At 58.0% G+C, this 24836-nt stretch carries 22 protein-coding genes; 9 read left to right on the forward strand and 13 right to left on the reverse strand.

Translation table 11 applies throughout. From position 1 onward, the window contains the following. The 12 genes from cheZ to flhD form a co-directional block, all read right to left on the reverse strand. Positions 1-570 (reverse strand): protein phosphatase CheZ (cheZ, locus tag QMZ29_RS09590; RefSeq protein ID WP_283225762.1); only part of this gene is annotated, 570 nt, incomplete at its 3' end. 10 nt (positions 571-580) lie between these two features. Next, a complete protein-coding gene (cheY, locus tag QMZ29_RS09595; RefSeq protein ID WP_004934862.1) occupies positions 581-970 on the reverse strand; it encodes a chemotaxis response regulator CheY in 390 nt (129 codons plus the stop codon). Positions 971-1072: 102 nt separating this feature from the next. Further along, a complete protein-coding gene (locus QMZ29_RS09600) occupies positions 1073-2122 on the reverse strand; it encodes a protein-glutamate methylesterase/protein-glutamine glutaminase (RefSeq protein ID WP_089195992.1) in 1050 nt (349 codons plus the stop codon). Next, positions 2122-2994 carry a protein-glutamate O-methyltransferase CheR gene (gene cheR / locus QMZ29_RS09605; protein WP_025159837.1) on the reverse strand — a complete coding sequence of 291 codons (873 nt, stop codon included), beginning with the start codon at positions 2992-2994 and terminating at the stop codon, positions 2122-2124. Before cheR ends, QMZ29_RS09600 begins: the two co-directional genes overlap by 1 nt. A gap of 37 nt (positions 2995-3031) precedes the next feature. Further along, a complete protein-coding gene (locus QMZ29_RS09610; protein WP_038629515.1) occupies positions 3032-4648 on the reverse strand; it encodes a methyl-accepting chemotaxis protein in 1617 nt (538 codons plus the stop codon). Positions 4649-4724: 76 nt separating this feature from the next. After that, positions 4725-6395, reverse strand: coding sequence for a methyl-accepting chemotaxis protein (tsr, locus tag QMZ29_RS09615; protein WP_164063083.1), 1671 nt, complete (start codon positions 6393-6395; stop codon positions 4725-4727). 195 nt (positions 6396-6590) lie between these two features. Further along, entirely contained in the window at positions 6591-7091 is a 501-nt protein-coding gene (gene cheW / locus QMZ29_RS09620; protein ID WP_025303271.1) for a chemotaxis protein CheW, read from the reverse strand. 32 nt (positions 7092-7123) lie between these two features. Then, entirely contained in the window at positions 7124-9145 is a 2022-nt protein-coding gene (gene cheA / locus QMZ29_RS09625) for a chemotaxis protein CheA (RefSeq protein ID WP_049295861.1), read from the reverse strand. Continuing rightward, positions 9142-10218, reverse strand: coding sequence for a flagellar motor protein MotB (gene motB, locus QMZ29_RS09630; protein WP_043138656.1), 1077 nt, complete (start codon positions 10216-10218; stop codon positions 9142-9144). Before motB ends, cheA begins: the two co-directional genes overlap by 4 nt. Next, on the reverse strand, positions 10215-11105 hold the full coding sequence (motA, locus tag QMZ29_RS09635) for a flagellar motor stator protein MotA (protein WP_015378266.1): 891 nt from the start codon (positions 11103-11105) through the stop codon (positions 10215-10217). The genes motB and motA overlap by 4 nt, the downstream gene beginning before the upstream one ends. 145 nt (positions 11106-11250) lie before the next feature. Next, on the reverse strand, positions 11251-11835 hold the full coding sequence (gene flhC, locus QMZ29_RS09640; RefSeq protein ID WP_016927281.1) for a flagellar transcriptional regulator FlhC: 585 nt from the start codon (positions 11833-11835) through the stop codon (positions 11251-11253). Continuing rightward, positions 11835-12185, reverse strand: coding sequence for a flagellar transcriptional regulator FlhD (gene flhD / locus QMZ29_RS09645; RefSeq protein ID WP_004934891.1), 351 nt, complete (start codon positions 12183-12185; stop codon positions 11835-11837). The genes flhC and flhD overlap by 1 nt, the downstream gene beginning before the upstream one ends. A gap of 1338 nt (positions 12186-13523) precedes the next feature. On the opposite strand from flhD, the gene ydgT reads away from it, so the two are divergent. The 3 genes from ydgT to curA all read left to right on the forward strand — a co-directional run bounded on the left by ydgT (position 13524) and on the right by curA (position 15473). Continuing rightward, positions 13524-13739 (forward strand): transcription modulator YdgT, encoded by a 216-nt coding sequence (gene ydgT / locus QMZ29_RS09650; RefSeq protein WP_025303274.1) that lies wholly within the window; start codon positions 13524-13526, stop codon positions 13737-13739. Positions 13740-13936: 197 nt separating this feature from the next. Beyond that, positions 13937-14356, forward strand: a complete 420-nt coding sequence (gene uspC / locus QMZ29_RS09655) for a universal stress protein UspC (protein ID WP_025303275.1) — start codon at positions 13937-13939, stop codon at positions 14354-14356. An 85-nt stretch (positions 14357-14441) separates the two neighbouring features. Then, the gene (curA, locus tag QMZ29_RS09660) at positions 14442-15473 is read left to right on the forward strand and encodes an NADPH-dependent curcumin/dihydrocurcumin reductase (protein WP_197769123.1); all 1032 of its coding nucleotides are present in this window, start codon (positions 14442-14444) and stop codon (positions 15471-15473) included. Between the two features lie 34 nt (positions 15474-15507). Here the strand turns inward: curA and pcp are convergent, their stop codons facing one another. Further along, complete coding sequence (gene pcp / locus QMZ29_RS09665) at positions 15508-16155, reverse strand: pyroglutamyl-peptidase I (protein ID WP_282981321.1); 648 nt, start codon at positions 16153-16155, stop codon at positions 15508-15510. A 97-nt stretch (positions 16156-16252) separates the two neighbouring features. On the opposite strand from pcp, the gene QMZ29_RS09670 reads away from it, so the two are divergent. The 6 genes from QMZ29_RS09670 to QMZ29_RS09695 all read left to right on the forward strand — a co-directional run bounded on the left by QMZ29_RS09670 (position 16253) and on the right by QMZ29_RS09695 (position 24826). Next, positions 16253-17185, forward strand: a complete 933-nt coding sequence (locus tag QMZ29_RS09670; protein WP_043138664.1) for a LysR family transcriptional regulator — start codon at positions 16253-16255, stop codon at positions 17183-17185. A gap of 512 nt (positions 17186-17697) precedes the next feature. Beyond that, positions 17698-20037, forward strand: coding sequence for a type VI secretion system Vgr family protein (locus tag QMZ29_RS09675; protein ID WP_025303279.1), 2340 nt, complete (start codon positions 17698-17700; stop codon positions 20035-20037). 10 nt (positions 20038-20047) lie between these two features. Then, the gene (locus QMZ29_RS09680; protein WP_025303280.1) at positions 20048-20437 is read left to right on the forward strand and encodes a DUF3592 domain-containing protein; all 390 of its coding nucleotides are present in this window, start codon (positions 20048-20050) and stop codon (positions 20435-20437) included. A 100-nt stretch (positions 20438-20537) separates the two neighbouring features. Further along, a complete protein-coding gene (locus QMZ29_RS09685; protein WP_025303281.1) occupies positions 20538-21038 on the forward strand; it encodes a hypothetical protein in 501 nt (166 codons plus the stop codon). Between the two features lie 171 nt (positions 21039-21209). Then, positions 21210-23762: a DUF2169 family type VI secretion system accessory protein gene (locus tag QMZ29_RS09690; protein ID WP_261427401.1), complete on the forward strand. Its 2553-nt coding sequence runs from the start codon at positions 21210-21212 to the stop codon at positions 23760-23762. Further along, positions 23759-24826: a pentapeptide repeat-containing protein gene (locus QMZ29_RS09695; RefSeq protein ID WP_282980958.1), complete on the forward strand. Its 1068-nt coding sequence runs from the start codon at positions 23759-23761 to the stop codon at positions 24824-24826. Before QMZ29_RS09690 ends, QMZ29_RS09695 begins: the two co-directional genes overlap by 4 nt. The last annotated feature ends 10 nt before the right edge of the window (positions 24827-24836 follow it).

Here is a 24836-nt window from a genome sequence, read left to right on the forward strand (position 1 = left end):
CTGCGGGCCGTTCAGCAGGCTGTCGTTCGGCCGTTTTTCCTTCACCGGCTGCTCCGGCATGTTTTCCATCAGCACCATCAGCAGCTGCTTTTCGATCTCCTGCACCACATCCATCATGCGCTTGATCACCTGACCGGTCAGATCCTGGAAGTCCTGCGCCATCATGATTTCCAGTAGCTGGGCATTGGTGAAGGCCGTATGGCCCGGCACCTGATCCAGATACTGGCGCGTGTCGTTGACCAGAGAACGCGCGTCATCCAGTTCGATGGGATTGGCGAACCACTCGTCCCAGCGCCCTTTCAACGCGTTGGCGCCGGATTCCAGCTCCGCCTGGCGCGGTTGCGCCGCTTCCACGCAGTTCAACGCCCGTTCCGCCGCCTGCGCCGTCATGGTTACGACATAGTCAAGACGGTCGCGCGCATCCGGGATCGCCTCTGCCGCCTGGGCGATCGCCTGATCGAGCCCCAGTTCGCGCATGCTGTCGCGCAGCATTCGGGTCAGTTGGCCGATGCGGGAAATGATCTCTCCCGCGGTCGCTGCATCGCTGGCAGGCATTGGAATGTCTCTCATCGCCCTCTCCTTACATGCCCAATTTTTCAAAAATCTTGTTGAGCTTTTCTTCCAGCGTCGCCGCCGTAAATGGTTTCACTACATAACCGCTGGCGCCGGCCTGCGCCGCCGCGATGATATTTTCTTTCTTGGCTTCCGCCGTCACCATCAGTACCGGCATCGCGGCCAGCGCGCTATCGGCGCGAATGGTCTGTAACAGTTCGAGTCCGTCCATGTTCGGCATGTTCCAATCGGACACCACGAAGTCGAAACCGCCGGCGCGCAGCTTGTTCAGCGCATCCGCGCCATCTTCAGCTTCTTCGACGTTGTTGAAGCCCAGCTCTTTCAGCAGATTTCTGACGATGCGGCGCATGGTGGAAAAGTCGTCCACAACCAGAAATCTGAGGTTTTTGTCTGCCATTGTTACTCCTGAAATAGTTAACCGTTTAATGATGCAAAACCGCAGGCCGCCGCGCGGCGAACCAGGGTCATATCGCCGCCGGGTAAACCCTGCGGACTAAAATTAAATGCGCAATGCCTGGCCGCCGGAAATCTGCGCCAACATGCGCTGGCTCATCCTGTCCAACTCGACCACTTCGCTGACGCCGCCGCTGGCGATCGCCTCGCGCGGCATGCCGAACACCACGCAGCTCGCCTCGTTCTGCGCCAGGGTATACGCCCCGGCGCGGTGCATCTCCAGCATCCCCGCCGCACCGTCGTTCCCCATGCCGGTGAGGATCACCCCCACCGCATTGCGGCCGGCATATTGCGCCACCGAACGGAACAGCACGTCGACAGACGGACGATGGCGGTTGACCGCCGGGCCGTCATGCAGCTTCACCTGATAGTTGGCGCCGCTGCGCGCCAGCTCCAGGTGGCGGTCCCCCGGTGCGATGTAGGCATGGCCCGGCAGCACGCGCTCGCCGTCCTCCGCTTCTTTCACCGTGATCTGGCACAGTTTGTTCAGCCGTTCGGCGAACGAACGGGTGAAACCGGGCGGCATGTGCTGGGTGATCAGCAGCGCCGGGCTGGTGGCCGGCAGCGGCTGCAGTACCTGGCGGATCGCTTCGGTACCGCCGGTGGAAGCGCCGATGGCGATCAATTTTTCACTGCTCAGCAGCGGCGCGTGGCTGAGGATCGCCGGCGCCGGGCTGTTGGAACGCTGCGGCAGGCGCGCTCTGGCGGCGGTGCGGATCTTCTCGGCAATCAGTTCGCTGTAGGCCAACATGCCCTCACGGATACCGAGCTGCGGTTTGGTGACGAAGTCCACCGCGCCCAGCTCCAGCGCGCGCAGCGTGATCTCAGACCCTTTACCGGTCAGCGAAGAGACCATCACCACCGGCATCGGTCGCAGGCGCATCAGCTTTTCGAGGAAATCCAGCCCGTCCATGCGCGGCATCTCGACGTCCAGCGTCAGCACCTGGGGATTAAACTTTTTGATCAGATCGCGCGCCACCAGCGGATCCGGCGCGGTCGCTACCATTTCCATGTCGGCGTGGCCGTTCACGATTTCCGTCATCAGCTGGCGCATCAGTGCCGAATCGTCTACGCATAACACTCTGATTTTACTCATTACCTCTCCTTGGTCAGCCCATACACGGTCTGCCCACGCAAGTAGAAATCCCGGCTGATCTGGCTGAAATTCTCGGAGTGGCCGGCAAACATCAGCCCCCCCGGCTTAAGCAAGGGAACGAAGCGGCGCAGGATGCGCTCCTGCGTCGCCTTATCGAAATAGATCATGACGTTGCGGCAAAAAATGGCGTCGAATTGCCCCGGCAGCGCCCACTCCGGCGCCAGCAGGTTCAGCGGCTGGAAGTTGACCCGCGCCGCCAGCTCCGGCCGCACGCGCACCAGCCCCTGATGCGGCCCGGTGCCGCGCAGGAAATAGCGCTGCATTTGGGTCGGCGTCAGGGTACGCAGATCTTCCTGGCGGTATACGCCCGCCTCCGCTTTTTCCAGCACCTGCGTATCGATGTCGCTGGCCCAGACCTGGCAACTGCCGGCCCGCTGACCCAATGCATCGCTCAGCGTGATGGCGATCGAATACGGTTCTTCGCCGGTCGAGGCCGCGGTGCTCCAGACGCTGTAGCCGTTCGGCCGCGAGCGCGCATGCTCCGCCAGGATCGGGAAGTGATGCGCCTCGCGGAAAAAGGCCGTCAGGTTGGTGGTCAACGCGTTGATGAACGCCTGCCACTCCGCGCTGTTCGGATCGCTTTCCAGCAGCGCCAAGTAGTCGCCGAAATCGTGCAATCCCAACAGCCGCAGCCGGCGCACCAGGCGGTTGTAAACCATCTCGCGCTTATGCTCCGCCAGCACGATGCCGGCGCGTTGATAAATCAACTGGCTGATACGGCGAAAATGCACGTCCGACAGCGGCAGACGCTGCACCATTTGCGTCAACATCGACGCTGTATCCCGGTTAGAAGTTGACGGCGCCTGTTTCATGCCGCCTCACCGGAGAAAAACGTGCTGCTTATGCGGTTTAACAATCTTGGGCTTCCTTTACCACGGGTGAAACTGCGTTGCTGCTGTTACCTGGCGCGACGAAGTTATCGTCCGCCAGACGGAATACCGCGACCGCGTCGGCCAGGGTAATGGCCTGCTCTTCCAGCGCGGTGGCGGCAGAAGCGGACTCTTCCACCAACGCGGCGTTCTGCTGGGTGACCTGATCCATCTGGGTCACCGCCTGCGTCACCTGCTCGATGCCGCGGCTCTGTTCATCCGACGCCGACGCGATCTCGCCCATGATGTCGGTCACGCGGGTCACCGAACGCACAATGTCCTGCATGGTGGCGCCGGAGTTTTCCACCAGCACCGAGCCGTGCTTGACGCGGCTGACCGATTCGTCGATCAGCCCCTTGATCTCTTTCGCCGCCTGCGCGCTGCGGCTCGCCAGGTTGCGCACTTCGCCGGCGACCACGGCGAAACCGCGCCCTTGTTCACCGGCGCGCGCCGCTTCCACCGCCGCATTGAGCGCCAGAATGTTGGTCTGGAAGGCGATGCCGTCAATCACGCTGGTGATGGCGCCGATTTTCTGCGAACTGTTGGCGATATCGTGCATGGTAGTCACAACGTCACCGGCCAGCTCGCCGCCCTTGGCCGCGGTGGCCGAGGCGTCACGTGCCAGCTGAGAGGCCTGCCGCGCATTGTCGGCGTTCTGCTTCACCGTCGCGGTCAGCTGTTCCATGCTGGCGGCGGTCTCTTCCAGCGAAGCGGCCTGCTGCTCGGTGCGGGAAGACAGATCGTTATTGCCTTCGGAGATTTCCTGCAGGCCGATCAGAATCGACTCCGCCCCGTCGCGCACCGCGCCGACGGTGCCGATCAGCGACTGCTGCGTGCGTTGCAGGCTGGCGAACAGCATGCTGATTTCATTGCGGCCGTACACCTGAATCGGCGTCGCCAAATCGCCGGCGGCGATGCGTTCAAAGTGGCTGCGGATTTGGTTCAACGGCTGTACCAACATGGTGCGCAACCACCACATGGCGCTGCCGGTCACCACGATCAGCATCAAGACCGCCCCCGCCAGCATCAGGCCCGCCAGCGTGAAGGAGAACTGGTTGGCGTCCCTGGCTTCGCTGATGTCGCCGTTGACCAACTGCAGGTACTGCACGAAGTCGGCCTCGAACAGGTCCTGGGTTTTCTGCGTCGGCTGATCCATAAACGCCTGCAGCTCGCCCTTTTCCAGGAAACCGATCAGTTCACGCAGCGCGCCGCGCAGCCGCTCGTAGCTGGCCTTGGTGGTGGCCGTCTGCTGGCTTTGCTGTTCACTGCTGCGTTCAACCGCCATGAACTGATTGAAATAGAGATCGGCCTTCTGCAGCGAACTGCGGGCGCTGCTCATCAGTTCGTTCACCTGCTCCTGCGGCAGCTTCAGCGCCGCGCGGGTGCCGGCGCGGTTCAGCGTATTGCGCGCCTGCAACAGCGACACCCAACTCAGGCTGAGCGAATCGCGCTGCTGGCTGCCGAGGGTGATGATGTCGAGGTTGTGGTTATCGGAGCGAAACGCGGAATACGACAGGCCGCTGCTGGCCAACTGCAGAACGCAGAAGGTCATCAACAACAGGAATAAGCTGGTAGAGATACGGATTCGGTTAAACACTGTGAACCTCCTTGCAGCCGGCCGGCGACCGGCCTACGTAGGGAAAAGGGCCCCTGCGAGAGAGGCCCGATACCGGTCAGAACGTTTCCCAGTTATCCTGCAGATCGCTGGCGTTCATTTTCTTATGATTGATTACCGGTGTTACCGTCGCCTTGCTGGTGACAGGCGCTTTAAACTCTTCCTGGCCTTCCGACCTCAGGCGGAATACCGCCACCGACTGGGTCAGCATGCTGGCCTGTTCTTCCAGCGCCGCCGCCGCCGAGGCGGATTCTTCCACCAACGAGGCGTTCTGCTGGGTGACGCGGTCCATTTCCGCTACCGCCTGTCCAACCTGATCGATACCGCGGCTCTGCTCGTCCGACGCCGAGGCGATTTCGCCCATGATGTCGGTCACGCGGGTGACGGCATTGACGATGTCGCCCATGGTTTCACCGGCGCTTTCGACCAGCACAGAGCCCATATCGACGCGGCTGACCGAATCTTCGATCAGGCCTTTGATCTCTTTCGCCGCCTGCGCGCTGCGCTGCGCCAGGTTACGCACTTCGCCGGCCACCACCGCGAAGCCGCGGCCCTGCTCGCCGGCACGCGCCGCTTCCACCGCGGCGTTCAACGCCAGGATGTTGGTCTGGAAGGCGATACCGTCGATCACGCCGGTGATATCGGCAATTTTCTGCGAGCTGCCGGCGATGTCATGCATGGTCTGCACCACGTTGGCCACAACCTTGCCGCCTTTCTGTGCGGTTTCGGAGGCGCTCAACGCCAGCTGTGAAGCCTGACGGGCGTTTTCGGCGTTCTGTTTCACCGTCGCGGTCAGCTGTTCCATGCTGGCGGCGGTCTCTTCCAGCGACGCGGCCTGCTGCTCGGTGCGGGAGGAGAGATCGTTGTTGCCCGCAGCGATTTCTGACGCGCCGCTGTAGATGGCATCCGCGCCCTGACGTACGCCGCTGACGGTTTCAATCAGTTCGCCTTGCATGTGTTTCAGGCTGGCCGCCAGCACGCCCATTTCGTTGCGGCTGTTGACGACGATCTGCTGAGTCAGGTCGCCGGCGGCGATCTGTTTGATGTGATCGATCATGCGGTTCAGCGGGCGCACCAGGATGTGATGGATACCGGTCCAGACCAGCACGATCACCGCCAGCACCACCACCAGGATCACGATCAGCGTCCAGATGGCCGAGTTATAGGAGCTGTTGCTGCCGTCGACTGCGATTTGATAGAGCTTGCCGTTTTGCTCCAGGTAAACGTTGTAGCTCTGCTCAAAGTTGTCCTGGTAGCTCTGCGTAGGCTGATCGAAGAACGCGTTGATCTTGCCTTCGCCCAGCAGTTGGATCAGCTCGGAGAGCGCACCGTACAGAATGTCGTATTGCTGTTTAACGCGTTCCGCCGACTGGGGGTCCTGACGCGGATCCTGCGGGATTTTTTCGTACGCGGCATAGTGTCTTTCCGCTTCGCCCAGCTCTTCTTTCGCCTTGGCCAGCAGTTCATCAATGGTGGCGCCGCTGCCGATCTTGTTGGTATCCATCATGTAGCGAATACCGGCACGGTTCAGGGAGTTGCGCGCCTGCAGCAGGTCAACGCGGCTTTCACTCAGCTGCAGCTGCTGCTGGCGGATAGTTTGCAGGACGGTAAAGTTTTCCTTATCGCTTTTCAGCGAGGAGAAAAAGAGTCCGCCCGAAATCAACTGCAAGGCGCCAAACAGCACCAACACCAGCAACAGGCTGGTGACCACCTTCATACGATTTAACATGATTTCCCTTGTTGAAGCCCGCGCAGACAGGCTCTGATGACGTTGAATGTGAGAGTTATCGGCGCCGCGCGGCAAAACTTTATGCGGGAAAGTAACTATTTTTAGTGGGGGTTACAGGTACGGTCTGCGGCATCGCGACAGGTCAGGAAGAGTGATGGATGAAGGGGGCAGCGCCCTGCCCCCTGGGATCATGAATCAGACGCTTTTCGCCACGCTGTCGACCAGCGACATCTCTTCGCTGCTCAGCAGCTTTTCGATATCCACCAGGATCAACATGCGCTCGCCCAGCGAACCGAGGCCGGTCAGGTATTCAGTCGCCAGCGTCACCGCGAACTCCGGCGCCGGACGGATCTGCTCGGCGGTCAATGACAGCACGTCGGAGACGCCGTCAACCACGATGCCCACCACGCGCTGGCCAAAGTTCAGTACGATCACCACGGTGTTCTCATCGTAAGACACGCTTTGCTGCGAGAATTTCACCCGCAGATCGATGATCGGGACGATCACGCCGCGCAGGTTAGTGACCCCCTTGATGAACGCCGGGGTGTTGGCGATGCGGGTCACCTGATCGTAGCCGCGAATTTCCTGCACCTTGAGGATATCGATGCCGTACTCCTCGTTGCCCAGGGTGAAAATCAGAAACTCTTGCCCTACCGTTTCGCCAGCCAACTTGCTGACGGCTGCCAATCCTGCCATATCATTCACCTTTTAAATCAATAAACTCATTATTATGCGGCGGCGTCCGTCAGACGCTTTTCACGGTTCAAGGTTTGCAACGCCGAGACATCGACGATCAAGGCTACGCTGCCGTCGCCCAAAATGGTCGCGGCGGAGATGCCCGGCACTTTGCGGTAGTTGCTTTCCAGATTCTTCACCACCACCTGATGCTGGCCGATCAGCTGATCCACCAGCAACGCATAGCGGCGGCCGGCACTTTGCAGGATGACGACGATGCCCTGCGTGGCGTCGGTTTTGGCGCCTTCCACTTCAAATACCCGATACAGTTCTACCAGCGGCAGGTATTCGCCGCGCACCTGCAGCACGCGTTCGCCGCCGGCCAACGGATGAAGATCTTCCGCCTGCGGCTGCAGCGATTCCATCACCGCGTTCAGCGGCAGAATGAAGACTTCGTCGTTCACCTTGACCGACATGCCGTCAAGGATCGCCAGCGTCAACGGCAGCAGGATGCGGATGGTGGTGCCTTTACCGGCCTGTGAACGGATCTCGACGTGGCCGCCCATCTCCTGAATATTCCGTTTCACCACGTCCATGCCGACGCCACGGCCGGAAACGTCGGTCACCTGCTCGGCGGTAGAGAAGCCCGGAGCAAAGATCAGCATGCCAACCTCTTCGTCGCTCATGCTGTCGCTCACCGCCAGCCCTTGCGACGCGGCCTTGGCGAGAATTTTTTCGCGGTTCAGGCCGGCGCCATCGTCGATGACCTCAATACAGATGTTGCCACCCTGATGTTCGGCCGACAGCACCAGATTGCCCACCGCCGATTTACCGGCGGCGATGCGGGTGGCCGGTTCTTCGATACCGTGATCGAGGCTGTTGCGCACCAGGTGCGTCAACGGATCGATAATCCGTTCGATCAGGCTCTTGTCCAGTTCGGTGGAGCTGCCCTGCAGCGTCAGTTCCACCTGTTTGTTCAGCTTGCCGGCCAAATCGCGCACCAGGCGCGGGTAGCGGCTGAAGACATATTCCATCGGCATCATGCGGATCGACATGACCGACTCTTGAAGATCGCGCGCGTTACGCTCCAGCTGGCTCATGCTGTTCAGCAGATCGCCGTGGTTCACCGGATCCAGCGTGCCGGAGCGTTGCGCCAGCATCGACTGGGTGATCACCAGTTCGCCCACCAGGTTGATCAGCTGATCCACTTTTTCCACCGCCACGCGAATGCTGGTGGATTCGCTCGCCTTGGCGCGCGCTTTTGGCGCTTCCGCCGCTGCGGCGGCCGGTTTAGTGGCAGGCGGCACGGCGCTGGCGACCGGCGCTGGCGCAGGTTCCGGCACGGCGAGCGCTTCCGGTAAGCTCGCTTCCACGGCGGCCGGTTCGCTCTGCGTCGGCGTCGAGAAGCTGATTTGTTCCGGTTCCAACACGAAGCACAGCACGGCGCTGATGTCGTCTTCGCTGGCGGAGGTGAGCAACGTCACGTCCAGACTGTGTTCCGTCTGATGCGGGTCTTTAACCTCGCCGAGGTTGCCCAGCTCTTCCAACATCAAGGGGATTTCACTGGCTTTTAGCCCGTTCAGGCTGATGCGCATGCCGCCTTCGATCGCCGCCGGCGCGGCTGCGTGCTGAACAACGGGCTGCTGAACGGCCGGTTGAACCGCGGGCGCCTCCTGCTGCTGTTGCGCTTCCAACGCCAGCTGGCGCAGCGCCTGGCAAATGTATTCAAAGCTTTCGGCGTCAGGCTGTTGCGAGGTTTTATAGGCGTCCAGTTGCTCCTGCATAATGTCTTTGGTTTCCAGAAACAGGTTGATAATCTCGGTGCTCAGGCTCATTTCCTGGCGTCTTGCACCGTCCAGCAGGTTCTCCAGCAGGTGGGTAGTTTCCTGCAGCACCGAAAAGCCAAAGGTCGCCGCACCGCCCTTGATCGAGTGTGCCGCGCGGAAGATGGCGTTCAACGGCTCGATATCGGGGGCCAGCGGATCCAGCTCCAGCAGGTGTTGCTCCATGTCGGCCAGCAACTCGTCCGCCTCATCAAAGAAGGTCTGATAAAAATCGCTAATGTCCATGCTCACGGGGTCACCTCTGGCTGTGAGTCGCGGTTAGTCGGTGCGGGCGCAGCCGCCGATTGTTCCGGCGTTTGGCCGGCCGGGGCTATCGCCGGGGATGTCTGCGATTGGGCGGCAGGGTCCATCGCCGGCGGCGTCGCTTGATCGGTCGGCGTTACCGCCTGGGGTTCCGGCGTTTGGCTGGCCGGCGCAGTCGCCGACGGCGCCAGCTGCTTCAGGCTATCCGGCTGGGCGATATCCATCGCGTTGCTTTCGGCATTTTCGTGTTCGATGCCCTCTTGCGTTTGCTTGTTCAGCACCAGCACGGTGATACGACGGTTGATCGCATCATCGGCGCCGTGCTGTTTCAGGCTCATGGTGGCCGCCATGCCCACCACCCGCAGCACCTTGCCTTCCGCCAGGCCGCCGGCAATCAGCTCGCGTCGGGAGGCGTTGGCGCGATCGGCCGACAGTTCCCAGTTGCTGTAGCCGCGCTCGCCGGTGGCGTAAGGAATATCATCGGTGTGGCCGGACAGGCTGATCTTGTTCGGCAGGTCGTTGAGGATCGGCGCTATCGCCCGCAGAATATCGCGCATATAACTCTCGACCTGCGCGCTGCCGGTTTTGAACATCGGCCGGTTCTGGCTATCGATAATCTGAATGCGCAGCCCCTCATCCATCATGTTGATCAACAGATGCGGACGCAGCGCCTTCAGGCGCGGATCGGACTCAATCAACTCATCCAGCTTTTCGCGCAGCTTGTTCAGGCGCAGCTCTTCGGCGCGCGAGTCCGGCGAGTCGACCTGCTTTCTCACCAGGCCATGCTGTTGCGTAGGATCGTCGCCGCCGCCCGGGATTGGGCTGCTTTCGGAACTGCTCTTGTCGCCGCTGGTCAGGGCAACCTTGAGCGGCGTGCGGAAATATTCGGCGATTTGCGTCAGCTCCTGCGGGCTGGCGATCGCCAGCAGCCACATCACCAGGAAGAACGCCATCATCGCCGTCATAAAGTCGGCATAAGCGATCTTCCAGGAGCCGCCGTGATGGGCGGCATGATGCGACTTGCGCTTTCTGACCAGAACGACCGGATGATTCTGTTTCATGCTTCTTCTTCTTCCGTCGCCTGCTGCGCCGGCGCTTTCACGCGGCGCACGTGTTCTTCCAGCTCAACGAAAGAAGGACGTTCGGTGGTATACAGCGTTTTGCGGCCAAACTCGACCGCGATCTGCGGTGCGTATCCGTTCAGGCTCGACAGCAGCGTGACCTTGATGCACTGCATCATCTTGACGTTTTCGGCGCTCTTCTGGCGCAGCAACGTGGCCAGCGGCGAGATGAAGCCGTAGGCCAGCAGAATACCGAGGAAAGTACCAACCATGGCGTTAGCGATGAGCGCCCCCAGTTCCGCAGCCGGCCGATCGGCAGAAGCCAGGGCGTGTACCACCCCCATCACCGCCGCGACGATACCGAACGCAGGCAAGGAGTCACCCACCATCGCCAAACTGCCGGCGGGCACTTCGCTTTCCTGCTCGTAGGTTTCGATCTCTTCGTCCATCAGCGCTTCGATCTCGAACGCATTCATATTGCCGCTCACCATCAGCCGTAAATAGTCGGTAATGAACTCCACCAGGGTGTTATCGGCAAGGATGCGCGGATAATTAGAGAAAATTTCACTTTCTTGCGGATTATCGATGTCGAACTCGAGCGACAGCATGCCTTGCTGACGCGATTTGGCCAGCAGGCGGAACAACAGCGCCATCAGATCCATGTACAGATCTTTGTTGTATTTGGAACGGCGCATCAGCCGCGGCAGCGCTCGCAGCGTGGCCTTGATCGCCTTGCCGTTGTTGCCGACGATGAAAGCGCCGACACCCGCCCCGCCGATAATCAGAAACTCCGCCGGTTGGTATAACGCACCGAGATGACCGCCCACGATCAGGTAGCCGCCAAACACCGCACCCAATACCACGAGATAACCCAAAATAACTAGCACACGCATTCCTTAAATTAACAATGTGGATGGAAGGTGGGGCAAACGCGCCCTGGCGCGACAGACCAGGCTGCGTGTCTGGGGGCGGCATGCCGCCCCTGCGTATCACACGTCGGTATTCATTGCCGAGAGCCGGCAACGTGGCGGCTCAAATGGCGCGTTTGACCTGCTCGTCCAGCAGTTGAGGAATAATATCGGCCAGTTGCGGCGAAAGTTTACGTCTTTTTACGGCGCGGGATGGAGGTTGGCATAAACTGCAGATGAAACCATTCAGCGGCTGATGCGCATGAGTGATAAATGCGCCGCCGCAGCAGCTGCAGGCGGAGAGCTGCAACATGCCGCTATCGACGAAACGCACCAGCGTCCAGGCACGGGTCAGCGCCAGCAGCGGCGCCTCGCCGGCCTGCTGCGGGCACTGTTCCAGGTAGAGGCGATAGGCTTTGATCACCGCCTCCACTCCGCTGCACTGCCCGCTTTTCATCAGAAACAGGTAGGCGTTGTAAAACATCGACGAGTGAATATTTTGTTCCCAGGTCATAAACCAGTCGGTTGAGAACGGTAACATTCCTTTTGGCGGCGGGCTGCCGCGTAACTCCTTGTAAAGTTTAATCAAGCGCCCACGGCTGAGCTGAGTTTCACTCTCCAGCATCTGCAGTCGGGCTCCCAGCGAAATCAGCTCCATAGCGAGCTGAATGTCCTTGGCTTCTTGAACGATACTTTTCTCAACCATCATCAGGCTCTTTTCTTCGTCGGGCTAGCGTCTTTACTCGATAGCTCTTGCAGTAAATGGCTTGATAGCAAAATGCCGGTATGGATTTGTTGCAGATCGTCGACGCGCGACTCTTTGGTCAGGCGTTCGATGGTCTGGCTTTCGTTAAAGCGGAAGTGGCAAACCAGCTGGTTGGTCTCGGCCAGTTTGACCATTTGCGGCAAAGTCAGCTGCGCCAGCGCATCGGCCATGGTTTCATCAATACCCAGGCGGAACATCGCGGACGCTTTTTCATCGTTGATCAAACGCTGTGCTAAAAGTAAATATGACAAATTGATGTCATAAATATGCTTAAGTAATTCAGACGTACCCATATTCCCCATCCCGACAGACTATGTTTAAAAACATACGCTGGGTGATAAATTTTATCGCCCGTGACTTGGGTTGTTTCCCAAAGTTGGCAAATTAATCTCTCAAAAACGACTGCTATAATTTTCTACAATCGCTAAATTCGACCACTGTTCAGTATTTGCTACGAGCGTAAACCTACGTGTATGGATGTACAGCATTCTGCTTCGATAGTGTTTAGTCACCATGAAACTATTTTTACAAATTTAATAAGATTATTCCTAAAGCAGCGCAACTCTACCCCCGAACCATTAGCACACACAATGTAAGTGAGAGGCAATTTTAAATACAATGTGACATAGATCACAAAAATAAAAAATAATTAAGCCAAATACCCCCAAATACGCTCACTTATTGACCGCCATTTTGTACACAAAACAACCATAGGTAAAAAAACGTCTTAAAAACAATGTTTATCCGCCAAAAAATTATCTTTTTTAGATCAATTCGAACAAAAGCATCACCAAACCAAAATAACAGAACAAAAATCTGTATATAGGCAACAAACTCAGTATAAATAACCATTTGAGTTACTAAAAAATATCCAAGCTGAAAAATAACCAGTGTAAACTATAAGGTTATTAGCTATCGGATTTGACTTAAGCCCCCAGCCTGAGGCTGTTTTAATTTTCAACATCAGGTGATTATGGCTTATCAATGATTCGCGGGCGTAGTGAACAAGCTCACAGACGTAACGATATGTTTCCGTATTAGCACGATGCAAGAATACTTTTTTTTGCGTTAAATTCCGCCAAAACGATATATCGGCAGCACGCCATAAAACTTTAATGCTTTTTATTTCTTTTTTGTCGTCGTGATAATTTCCCCTCATCCCCAGATGATTATTTACATGGCTTACGATTTCATCCCCTTATGGTCATAAAATAAAACGCAGTTTTGTTTTACTCTTCATATTTCTCCATCGAGAAAAACGGCGTTTTAACGTCAGCGGCGGCGAAAAACACCACCCAATGCCGCGGCCGGGTGAAAAAATCACTGCAGAATGAGGCCTGGCACGGCAGCGCGTGCTTGTGCACAGCAGCGACGACGACGCGTCTGCCGTCAGCCACCCTGAGACTTTCCCTATTTCTCCATTTATCAGCAGGATGAGATTGCTGACGGCGCACGGGCATATTATGATTTATCAAAGCGCCGCTACGGGCGGCGTGACATCATTACCCAGTGCAATTTATCTACTTGAAATGATTTTTGTCAGGTCGTACATCGCTACCTCGACGGCGTCGCCGTGAGCCGCCGATGTGTTATTCACCCGGCTTTAACTATTAACAGGCTATATTTTAATCATGACCGATACGCTCGAATATCTGCTGACATTCCGTAAATGCTCCTCTTTGGACAGCCTGGAGAAGGTGTACGACAAACTGAACTACTCCATTGAAAATGATACAGAAATGAGCAATATGTACCGCGCTGCCGACCACCGTCGCGCTGAGCTGGTTGCCGGTAAACTGTTCGATCTGGGCAAGGTGCCGAAAACGCTGTGGACGCAGGTGCTTTAATTCAGTGAAATTACGTGCGGCAACGGTTTTATCTTTTATTGCTATATAACCGGTGCAAATTCAGCTTTTATTGCCGCGCGTGATGCGAAACACATTTATTCCACCCGCCAGGTTCTACCCTTTATCCGACGCAAGACTTCCACCAAGGCCACCGATGCGGCAGCCTGAAACACGATGGATACAACAAGGAGTAGGATATGGGGTATCAAAACGTTCTGGTCACCGTTGCCGTTGCCCCTGACAGCCACCGTCTGGTGGAAAAGGCCGTCTCCATCGTCCGCCCTTACAGCGGCAGCATCACCTTGCTGAGCACGCTCGCCAACCCGGAAATGTACAATAATTTCGCCGGGCCAATGCTGGGCGATTTACGCACGTTGATGGAGGAGGAAACCCGGCTGTTTATGGAGGAACTGCGTCAACGCGCCGGTTACCCGATCGCCGATACGTTGATCGTGCACGGCGAGCTGGGTGATAGCCTGGAATACGCCAGCCGCCGTCAGCCGTTCGACCTGCTGCTCTGCGGCAACCATCGCGACGGCATGATGAATAAGGTCTCCTGTTCCGCCGCCCGCTTTATCAATATCAGCCATATCGACGTGCTGATCGTTCCGCTCTAAGGCTAAGCACATTCGGTAACGTTGCCTTGCCGCCCCTGGACTAGGCTTAACGAATCTTGTTTGTCGCAACGCAAAGGAGCTTTCGATGTCCCCTTCTCAACAGAACCGCCGCTTCCTGCTGGCTTCGCGTCCGCACGGCGAACCGACGGCGGCCAACTTCCGTCTCGATACCGTCCCCGCACCGCAGCCCGCCGCCGGGCAGCTGGTGCTGCGCACTGTTTATCTGTCGCTGGATCCTTATATGCGCGGGCGCATGAGCGATGCCCCCTCCTACGCGCCGCCGGTGGAGATCGGTCAGGTCATGGTGGGCGGTACGGTATCGCGCGTGGCGGCTTCACAGCATCCCGATTTCAACGTCGGCGATTGGGTGTTGGGTTATGACGGCTGGCAGGATTACGCCCTGTCTGACGGCAGCGGCCTGCGCAACCTAGGCCCGCACCTGCCGCATCCTTCCCGCCTGCTGGGCGTGCTGGGCATGCCGGGATTTACCGCTTACATGGGGTTGCTCGACATCGGCCAACCGCAGGCAGGTGAAACGCTGGTGGTCGCCGCCGCCAGCGGTGCGGTCGGTTCGGTGGTCGGCCAAATCGGGAAGCTGAAAGGCTGCCGCGTCGTCGGCGTCGCCGGCGGTGCGGAAAAATGCCGCTATGTGGTGGAAGAGTTGGGTTTCGACGCCTGTCTCGATCACCGCGCCCCTGACTTTGCCGAACAGCTGGCGGCCGCCTGCCCAAAAGGCATCGACATCTATTACGAAAACGTCGGTGGGGCGGTGTTCGACGCCGTGCTGCCGCTGTTGAACACCAAAGCACGCATTCCGGTGTGCGGCATCATCGCCCATTACAATGCCACCGGATTACCTGCGGGGCCGGACCGCTTGCCCCAGCTGGAAGGGCTGATCCTGCGCAAACGCATCCGCATGCAGGGCTTTATCATCTTCGACGACTACGGCTCACGCTTTGACGAATTCTTGCAACAAATGAGCAGTTGGGTCGAACAGGGGAAAATCAAGTTCCGCGAGGACATCGTTGATGGGCTGGAGCAGGCGCCGCAGGCGTTTATCGGCCTGCTGCAGGGCAAAAACTTCGGCAAACTGGTGATCCGCGTCGCCGACGAATAACCCGTAGCAGGGCGTGGTACACCACGCCCTGCTTTTAATATACGGCGCCGTCGCCGAATCGCACATCTTCCACTACCGTCAGCGTCACCTGTACGACCGTGCGCACCGCTTCCACCATCGTCGCCAGCGCCATGCTCGGCTTGCCCGGATGGGACGCCGCCAGTTCATGACTGTACGGAATATGTATGAATCCACCCCTGACACTCACGTGCTGCGTCTCCAGATAGTGCCGCAGACCGTAAAAAATATGGTTGCAGTTATAGGTACCTGCCGTATAAGAGACCGCCGCCGGGATCCCCTGTCGGCGCAGCTGCTGCACTGCGGCCTTCACCGGCAACGTGCTAAAATACCCTACCGGCCCGCCCGCCACCACCGGTACGTCGATCGGCTGTTTACCGGCATTGTCGGGAATGCGGGCATCGATCAGATTGATGGCCACCCGTTCCAGCGAAATCTCGGCCCGGCCGCCGGCCAGGCCCAGACAAATCACCGCCAGCGGCTGCAGCGCCTCAATCGCCGCGATCAATTGCTGATTGGCCACGCCCAATACGCAGGGCAGCTCGAGCACCGCGATCTCCGCGCCGGCAATATGTTCACCGGCCAGCGCCTGCGCAATTTGCCAGGAAGGATTCACCGCATCACCATCGAACGGCTCAATGCCGGTGACCAAGACTTTGTTCATCATTTCCCCTGATTGAAGGCTAAATTCGTGTGCTTTCAGCCTAAAGAACACAGTATGATTCTGGAAATGGATTATCTGTATATAGAGTATTCATAAAATGAATTTAGCCAGCGTCGATCTCAACTTGCTGGTGGTGTTTGAGGCGTTGTATCAGACGCGCAACGTCACCGCCGCAGGCCGGCGTCTTAACCGCGCTCAGCCCTCCGTCAGCAATGCATTGGCGCGGCTGCGCATTCTTCTCAACGATCCCCTGTTTGTGCGCAGCGGCGGCGGCATGTCACCCACGCCGCGCGCCCACCAATTGATGCCGCAAATACAGCAGGTGCTTGAACAGATCCATCTGGCGTTGGCCCCCCCTGCCCGTTTCGATCCGGCCACCGCCGGGCAGCGGCGTTTTACGCTGGCGGCCGGCGACTATGCCGATATCTTGCTGCTGCCCACCCTCATCAGCCGGTTGCGTCAGACTGCCCCCGGCATCGATATTCGCGTTTCGCGTCTGGATCGCCGCAATATTTACCGGCAACTGGATCGCGGCGAGGTGGATATCGCGCTGGGAGGGCACCTTTCCGGTGCGGAAAGCCACTATGTGCGCACGTTGTTTGAAGAGCACCTGGTGTGTATCGCCAGCCGTTCACACCCACAGCTGGCGGATGGCCGCTGGGATCTGGCACGCTACCTCAGCCTGCCGCATGGGCTGTACGCACCGGCAGACGATGGCTCTGCCAGAGGGCTGGTCGACCGGCGTCTGGCGGAAATCGGCGGTCAGCGGCGCGTCGCCGTGACCTTTTCACATATTGCCGCTCTGCCGGCCGTGGTCGCCGACAGCGATCTGATCGCCACGCTGGCCGCCAGCGCGGCCCGGCATTTTTCCGATCCGCAACGCGTACGCATTCTCCCGCTGCCTGACGAGTTGGCCATCGCGCCTTTCCCCATTGAGCTGATCGCCGGCCGGCAGGCGCAACGCGACCCGGCGTTAATCTGGCTCTGCGAGCTGGTAGGTCAACTCTCCTTCGACTCCTCTCCACGTTAACGACGGTATTCGCTGCATTTTCAACCGTTCAAACGCATGTTCCCAGGCCCGTCGGTGGGCCCTGGGACGCCCACCAAATAGGAATCATCCGAATTAACATTCGCCAAATTTATATATTTGATCATCTTTAACTGGCAAATGGTAAGGATAAAAAACAGTCAGCGACTTTTTTTACGAAAAAAAAGAGTTGTTTTATAAGCACGTTGACTTATGTGTTACACATTTATTCTTTGGTATTACCAATTTCCCAATAATTTGAGATAAAAAATGATCTGCTCGCATCTATATGTTTTAGATAATAAAAAACAAGATCGTGAGCAAGTTAACGAATTGAGCATTGATCCACAAGGCTATTTTGCAAATGCAGAGCTCTATTGTAGACTGCACAAATCGTGCCTTTGTGTAAACTTTGTTAAATCTTTCGTCAGTTCCTGTCTCTATTCGTGACAGATACGCCATCGGGATCGCGCGTCAATTCTCGTGCGGTAGCTATGCCTAAAGCGGGGAATAGTATGGATCGTCTTATCATTGCGCACACGCCCTTGCCCTCCCATCAGCTGTTGTTCAGAAGCCTTTCCGGCGAGGAAAAACTGGCCGGATTGTTCGAGTTCGACGTCGAGTTGCTCAGCCCCGACAATCGGCTCGATCTGAAAGCGCTGCTGGGACAAAAAATCACGCTGGAGCTGCGGGGCAATCCGTTGGCACCGCGTTATCTCAACGGCAATATCACGCGCATGACCCTCTCCGGCCGAGAAGCTGGCGGCAACCGTTACTATATCTACCGCGCCGTGCTGCGCCCCACGCTGTGGTATCTGACGCAAAACCGCGATTTTCGCATCCACCAGGAAAAAACCGTTCCCGACATCCTGACTCAGGTGCTGGGGCAGTATCAGGTGAAAATCGATAACCGCCTGAGTTACGACTACCGCATCTGGGGATACTGCGTGCAGTATCAGGAGAGCGATTTCGATTTCATCAGCCGTCTGATGGAACACGAAGGCATCTATTATTATTTCACGCACCAGCAAGACGGCCATACGCTGGTGCTGGCTGACGCGCCGGCGGCCCATCAGGAACTCGCCGGCTACGCCAGCATTCCCTACCAGCTCGCGGAAGGTGGCCTGGTGGAAAACAAGGACAGCATCAATAGCTGGAGCGTTTCTGACGCCATCACGCCCAGCCTCTATAGCCTGGATGACTACGATTTTCGTAAGCCACGCGCGCGGTTGCTGGAGGCCCGGCAGAATCCCGCCTCGTTCGCGCAGGACAAAGCCGAGGTGTTCGACTGGCCCGGTCGCTATACCGATCACGCCCACGGCCAGTTTTACGTCAAGGTTCGCCAACAGGAGTTCGAAGCGCAGCACGAGCAGATGAGCGGCGAAGGCAATTCGCAGGGCATTGCGCCCGGCTACCGTTTTCAACTGACCCAGGCGCCGCGTATGGAAGACAACCGCGCCTACCTGGTGGTCAGCGCGCAGTACTTCATGCAGGAAAACAGCTACGCCAGCAACGATAATGATGTTGGCGAGCAGCGAACCGAATTTCAGGTCGTTCCGGCGGACATCAATTGGCGCCCGGCGCGCACCACGCCTTGGCCGAAAACCCACGGCCCGCAAACTGCCGAAGTAGTGGGCCCGGAAGGCGAAAGCATCTGGACCGATAAATATGGCCGGGTGAAACTCAAATTCCGTTGGGATCGCCACGGCAGCGGCAATGAAACCAGTTCCTGTTGGGTGCGCGTCTCGAGCGCCTGGGCCGGCTGGAAATACGGTGGGATCCAGATCCCGCGCGTGGGTGAGGAAGTGGTGGTCGACTTTATCAACGGCGATCCGGATCGCCCTATCATCACCGGCCGCGTTTACAACGAAGACAGCATGCCGCCGTGGGATCTGCCCGGCGACGCCACTAAAATGGGCTTTATGAGCCGCAGTAAAGGCGGCGGCGCCGACAACGCCAGCTTCCTGTTCCTGGAAGACTCGCCCGGCAACGAATCGTTCGACATGCATGCCGAACGCAACATGAACATGACGGTGGAAAACGACAAGAACGTCAATATTGACGGCAGTCGCACCACCACCATCGGGCGCCAGCAGGACGACACCGTCACCGGCGACGCCACGTTCCTGTACAAAGCGAAACGCACGACGACCGTCAATGGACTGGACACCGCCAACCTGAACGCTCACCAGACGGTGAACATCAAAGGCGGCCGCGACCTGACGATTATCGACGGCGGCGATAAAATCGACATCACCGGCAATCAGTCTTTCAAGCTTGACGGCGCGCAGACGCAAAACATTACGCAAACCCAGCATGTCACGGTGAAAGGCAACCAGACCCTCGACATTACCGAAGGGCAACAGACCAGCACCATCAAGCAGGGGCAGACCGTCAACATCACCGCCGGCGGTCAGCACACCACCATTACTGCCGGCGGGCAAGTCCTGACGATTGAAGCGGGCGGCCAGACCGCTACCGTGACCGGGGATGTCACCGAAACCTATAATAATAACCAGAACACGACGATCACCGGCACGCTGACCATCAAGGCGAAAACCATTGATATCACCAGTGCGGACGGCGTCTCGGTACAAACGCCGAACTGGAAAGATAACTGCCACGGCTGGAAATGGGTGGCGACCGGGGCCAATTTTGCCTTCTACGGCTCCAATCTTTCGTTGACGGCGACCAGCCTTAAACACACGATGCTGGATATCTCGCATAACCCGCTGTCGATCAGCAAAACCAATTTCAAGCTCAGTAATGATCCCATGACGTTCACTCAGCTTGGCGCGCTGGTCACCAACGGTGCCTTACGATTGAGCACCAAGGCGCTGGCGATCTTCTTGTAAAGGGACTCCCATGTCGAAGGCCAAAAATGTTTTCACCGTTATCGGGTTGATTTTATTGGCTCCCATCCTCAGTCTGGTGGGTTTTTTCAAATTCATCACGGTCGATATCTGGGGTTATTTCAAACATATCGGTTCTTCCCTCAGCGTGATGGAGAACGGTATTTCCGCTTCCGGGCAAATCGTCAGCATTCGCCAGACCAACCTGTGGGACGGAAATCGGCCGGTCTGCGAAGTCGAAGTCAAGTACATCGCCCAAGACGGAAAAAACCATACGGCCGTGGCGAAAGGCCCGATCAGCGTCGTGGATCTGCCGCGTTATCAACCGGGCCATTTCACCGCGATAAAGTACGACCCGAAGAACCCCAAAAAAGCGGTGATCGAAGAGCTTTCCCGGCTTTAAGCGAAAAGGATCCCTCAATCACGCGATCCGATTTCAACGTTCTGCAAACGGCTTATCGTTCATCAGTTCGCTAAATCACCTTGCATAAGGAAGTGTCACGATGGGCGCGTTCATTGCCTTTTCGACGCAGGACAGCCTCTGGGGACAGATCCTGTTTACCGTCTTTGGCATCCTGGTCGGCTGCGTATTGCTCGCTGCGATCGGCAAAACCTTTTTGTCGGCAAGCCGAGCGGCCGCCTTACCCATGCGGTTGCTGATCTTTGTCGCGCTGATGCTAGCGCTCCTGAAATACAATCAGCAGGTGATGTCTGCGGTGAATGCTCCCGCAGAGCTGATCGGGTTCCTGATTTTGCCCGGTTTTTTGATGCGTTACCTCGGTGCGGCGACACCCGGCAGACTGACGCTGGCGATAGAGTTGCCCTGTTTTGCGGCGCTCGTCGCGCTGCTGGTTCTGAGCACCGCTGGCGTCGGATTTTTTGCGCCCTATCACCTGGAGAGCACCGGCCAATTTACCGCCAAGGCGATCGCCGCGTCATTGTCCGTCGCCGCCGTGCTGCTGGCTCGCGGAATAAACGGGAAGGACAACGCACTGTCCTCTTGATCATCCATTTCGAAGTGGGACTCTCCCCGCATTAGCGATCGGCGCTGAACGCCGCATCGTTTTCTTCATCTGTTGTGACATAGCCTGATATCTATTAAACCGAAAAACGGATTGTTTTTGAGCAAGCAGCCTGGCTGCCGGCTGATATCCACAGGAAGCTTTACACACACAATGAAAGTCGTAAAACCTCTGCGCCTCAGCGCGCTTCATCGCCCCTTCTCTTGGCAAGGGCAAAATCATCTGGGCGTTTCCGTTTTGGCCTTGGCCGACATGGGGGCCTCCCCGCGTCTGCGCCCCGAACCGGAACTGTGGCAGTTGGCCGCCGACGAACTTACGTTAAGTGGCGGCGTGCTCGATCTGGCTATCCCAAAAGCCTGTGCGGAGTTTCTCGCCACTGGCAACGCCTACACCCACCATCAACAAGACAAAACCGCCTGCGCCGTGAAGATCCAGTTTGATTCGCTGGAGAAAACGCTGGTGGTTTTCGGCGATCGCCATTGGATCAACGATCGTCCCTCCACGCCTCTACCCTTTGCAGAAATGCGTCTGGACTGGCGCCGGGCTTACGGCGGTACTCAGTTCGCCGATAATCCGCACGGCATCGGCGCTACTCCCGAAACATTTCCGCAGGGCCGCATCCATCGCCTACCCAATGTTGAACCGCTGCAGGGACGCCTTGCGTCTCCTCGGCAAAGCGCCCAGCCGGCAAGCTTTGACGCGCTGGATATCACCTGGCCGCGTCGCTTCTCCCGCATCGGTAAAAACTACGACGCCGACTGGTTGAAGCACGGCTTTCCCGGCTTCGCCAACGATATCGACTGGCGCCTGTTCAACATGGCAGAAAGCGATCAGCAGTTTCCTCAACGTGATAGCTTGCCGCCGCGGGCTGCCTATCGGATTTGGAATATGCACCCTTCAGAACCGGTGCAGCAAGGGCATTTACCGCCGTGGCGCGCGCGCTGCTTCATCAACCGACTGCGCGGCGGTGAAACGCATTTCGAAGAGATCGCGATGCGCCATACCACCGTCTGGTTCTTCCCGCATCGGGAACAGATGCTGTTGATCTATCAGGGTAGCGCGCGCATCAATGAGGACGATGCCGCCGACGTGATGCAACTGATGCCGGCCCTGGAAACCGAAGGGGAGCCCCGTTCCACCGCGCATTATCGGCAGGTGTTGGCCCAGCGGCTGGATAAAGAACAGGGTGCTTTGCACGCTTTTCGCGAACAAGAATTGCTGCCGGAGGCGTGCATCGGTGCCTGGCTGGATACGGAAACGCCGACGCAGCAAAGCCCAATGGCGGAAAATATCGCCGCCTACGAGCACCAGCAGCGCGAAGAGCATCGCCAGCGCCTGCTGCGTGAAGGCCAGGACATCGATGAACTGTTCCCGCTACCGTCGCAAGAAGCGCCGCCGAAGCTGGACCAACTCGCCGAATTCGTCGAGCGTCTGGAAAGCCAGGCCGAGGTGCAGTATCAGGACATGCTCAAGCTGGCGCACGCCGAGGGTATCGATCCGCTTAACCCCGGAGGGGATCACGTGTCGCCCTCCGGTGCGGAAAGCTACCAGCAGCAGCGCGATCTGCTGTTCCAGGAGGCGCGCCAGCATCCCGACGCGTTCAGCGAGAAGCAGCTGGGGGAAAGCGAGCGCGCGCTGCACCAAATGTATTTAATGTCAGCGCAGGCGCAAAGCCCTGCACTGCGCTTAAGTGGCGATCTGGCGCAAATCATTCGCCAACGCGTCGCCGCCGCCATGCTGCGCGATAAAGATCTCAGCGGCCTTGATCTCACCGGCGCCGATCTGTCCGGCATGGATCTCTGCCAGGCTAACTTACGCGGCGCTTTATTGGAAAACGCCAATCTACGCCAAACCCGACTGGTGGGTTGCGATCTTCGCGAGGCGATGTTGGCGCGCGCCGATCTCAACGGCGCCGTCTTGCAGCAGGCCGATCTGAGCCACGCCTCTTTGGCCCTGGCGAAATGCGAAGCGACAGATTTCGGCGGCGCGCAGCTGCATGAGACCAATATTCAGCAAACGTTGTTTCAACGCTGCGATTTCACGATGGCGTCATTACGCGATTTGCTGGGATACGAAACCTTGCTCGGACAATGTGATTTCAGCCGCGCCACGCTGGCCAACATTACCCTGATGGAACTGCAGCTGGAGCAGCTGACATTCAGCCACGCCCGGCTCGACAAAGTCAGCTTCGTCAAATGCCGGTTGCTGGCGGTGAACTTCAGTCAGGCGCGGCTGGAAAGTTGCGCCTGGGTTGACACCGAGACGCAAAGCCTCAGCTTCCACGCCGCACGTCTCACGGCCTGCGCCTTTGCAGCGAAGACACTGTTGCCGCAGGCGGATTTCAGCGACACGACGCTAAACCAGTGCAATTTACGCCAGATGCCGTTGCAGCGGGCCAATTTTAGCCGGGCGCGTCTCAATAATTGCGATCTGTCGGAAACCCGATTGAACGAGGCCGATTTCCGCCAGGCCAACGGCAGTGGCAGCCTGTTCATCCGCAGCGATTTGTCTCGCGCCAGCCTGCGCGATGCCAATTTCATTGCAGCTATCCTGCAAAAATGCGTGCTGTCAGGCGCCGACCTGCAGGGCGCCAATCTGTTCCGGGCTGACCTGTCGCAGTCGCAAGTGGATCAGGCAACCCGGCTAGAGAGAACCTATACCGCCAGGGTGAAAACATTGCCTCGCCACAACGGGAAGGAAGTATGACCTCAAAACCAGAGCAGATACGCCAGCGCGTAAAACGCGGCGAGCCGATCGCCGGAGAGGACTTGCACGGCCTGTCATTCGCCGGTCTGGATTTGGACGGCGGCATGTTCAACGAACTGAACCTGAACGGCGTGAACTTCTCTGACTGCGATCTGCGCGACAGCGTTTTCAGCGATTGCCAGCTCGAACACGCACAATTTACGCGGGCGGATCTGAAGCAAACGGCCTTCAATCAGTGCGCCATGTCGGCCAGCCGCTTCAGCGAGAGCCATATCGAACTGACGATGTTCAACGATTGTCGGCTTGAACAGAGCGACTTCAGCCGGCTGTCGCTCAACCAAAGTCACTGGATGTCGTGCCAATTGGCCGGCGCGAATTTTTCCGCCACTCAGCACGATCGCACTACCTTTTACGAAAGTCCGCTCGACGGCGCCATGTTGAATCAGGCGCGCTTATGCCTTGTCACGTTCTTTCGATTAAATCTCTGTAAAACGCAGTTTGAAGGCGTGAACTTCGACCGCGTCACGTTTTTCGAATGTGACCACCGCGGCAAAAGTTACGCCGGGCAGAGCCTGATCGCCTGCCAGTTTACCGATAACCAATTGGACGACGTCGACTTCAGCCAGGCGACGCTGCGCCAGAGCAATTTCAAGGGCGCTTCGCTGCGGCGCGCCAACCTGACCAGCGTACAGGCGCAGCAGTCGCTGTGGCTGGAGGCCAATCTGACTCAGGCGCAGTGTCGCGGCGGGCAGTTCGATCAGGCGATCTTCAGCGAAGCGACGTTGGATGCCGCCAACTTCAGCCAGGCGCGCCTGTATCAATGCGTATTTCAGCACAGCCGATCGGCGCGCTGTGATTTCAGCGACAGCGACCTGACCTACGCCGACTTCTGTTATGCCGACATTGGCGCCGCCGATTTCCGGCGCGCGCGCTTTATGCGCACCCGTATGCATCGCGCCCACCAGCAGCAAACGCGCTGGAGCGATCGCAGCGGGATCCTCGAGAGCGACGAAGAGCTGTACGCCGCCGAAACCTGGAGCGCACAGCGCCAGAGCCGAATCTGAATGCATTGAC

Origin of the sequence: Serratia sp. PF-27 (genome assembly GCF_030053255.1) — a bacterium.
GTDB classification, from domain to species: domain Bacteria; phylum Pseudomonadota; class Gammaproteobacteria; order Enterobacterales; family Enterobacteriaceae; genus Serratia; species Serratia bockelmannii.

What these genes read in the sequence shown, in the direction of transcription:
- cheY (WP_004934862.1), bottom strand. Translation starts at nt 970, where the DNA reads ATGGCAGACAAAAACCTCAGATTTCTGGTTGTGGACGACTTTTCCACC.
- QMZ29_RS09600 (WP_089195992.1), bottom strand. Translation starts at nt 2,122, where the DNA reads ATGAGTAAAATCAGAGTGTTATGCGTAGACGATTCGGCACTGATGCGC.
- cheR (WP_025159837.1), bottom strand. Translation starts at nt 2,994, where the DNA reads ATGAAACAGGCGCCGTCAACTTCTAACCGGGATACAGCGTCGATGTTG.
- tsr (WP_164063083.1), bottom strand. Translation starts at nt 6,395, where the DNA reads ATGTTAAATCGTATGAAGGTGGTCACCAGCCTGTTGCTGGTGTTGGTG.
- cheW (WP_025303271.1), bottom strand. Translation starts at nt 7,091, where the DNA reads ATGGCAGGATTGGCAGCCGTCAGCAAGTTGGCTGGCGAAACGGTAGGG.
- motB (WP_043138656.1), bottom strand. Translation starts at nt 10,218, where the DNA reads ATGAAACAGAATCATCCGGTCGTTCTGGTCAGAAAGCGCAAGTCGCAT.
- flhC (WP_016927281.1), bottom strand. Translation starts at nt 11,835, where the DNA reads ATGATGGTTGAGAAAAGTATCGTTCAAGAAGCCAAGGACATTCAGCTC.
- flhD (WP_004934891.1), bottom strand. Translation starts at nt 12,185, where the DNA reads ATGGGTACGTCTGAATTACTTAAGCATATTTATGACATCAATTTGTCA.
- ydgT (WP_025303274.1), top strand. Translation starts at nt 13,524, where the DNA reads ATGACCGATACGCTCGAATATCTGCTGACATTCCGTAAATGCTCCTCT.
- uspC (WP_025303275.1), top strand. Translation starts at nt 13,937, where the DNA reads ATGGGGTATCAAAACGTTCTGGTCACCGTTGCCGTTGCCCCTGACAGC.
- curA (WP_197769123.1), top strand. Translation starts at nt 14,442, where the DNA reads ATGTCCCCTTCTCAACAGAACCGCCGCTTCCTGCTGGCTTCGCGTCCG.
- pcp (WP_282981321.1), bottom strand. Translation starts at nt 16,155, where the DNA reads ATGAACAAAGTCTTGGTCACCGGCATTGAGCCGTTCGATGGTGATGCG.
- QMZ29_RS09670 (WP_043138664.1), top strand. Translation starts at nt 16,253, where the DNA reads ATGAATTTAGCCAGCGTCGATCTCAACTTGCTGGTGGTGTTTGAGGCG.
- QMZ29_RS09675 (WP_025303279.1), top strand. Translation starts at nt 17,698, where the DNA reads ATGGATCGTCTTATCATTGCGCACACGCCCTTGCCCTCCCATCAGCTG.
- QMZ29_RS09680 (WP_025303280.1), top strand. Translation starts at nt 20,048, where the DNA reads ATGTCGAAGGCCAAAAATGTTTTCACCGTTATCGGGTTGATTTTATTG.
- QMZ29_RS09685 (WP_025303281.1), top strand. Translation starts at nt 20,538, where the DNA reads ATGGGCGCGTTCATTGCCTTTTCGACGCAGGACAGCCTCTGGGGACAG.
- QMZ29_RS09690 (WP_261427401.1), top strand. Translation starts at nt 21,210, where the DNA reads ATGAAAGTCGTAAAACCTCTGCGCCTCAGCGCGCTTCATCGCCCCTTC.
- QMZ29_RS09695 (WP_282980958.1), top strand. Translation starts at nt 23,759, where the DNA reads ATGACCTCAAAACCAGAGCAGATACGCCAGCGCGTAAAACGCGGCGAG.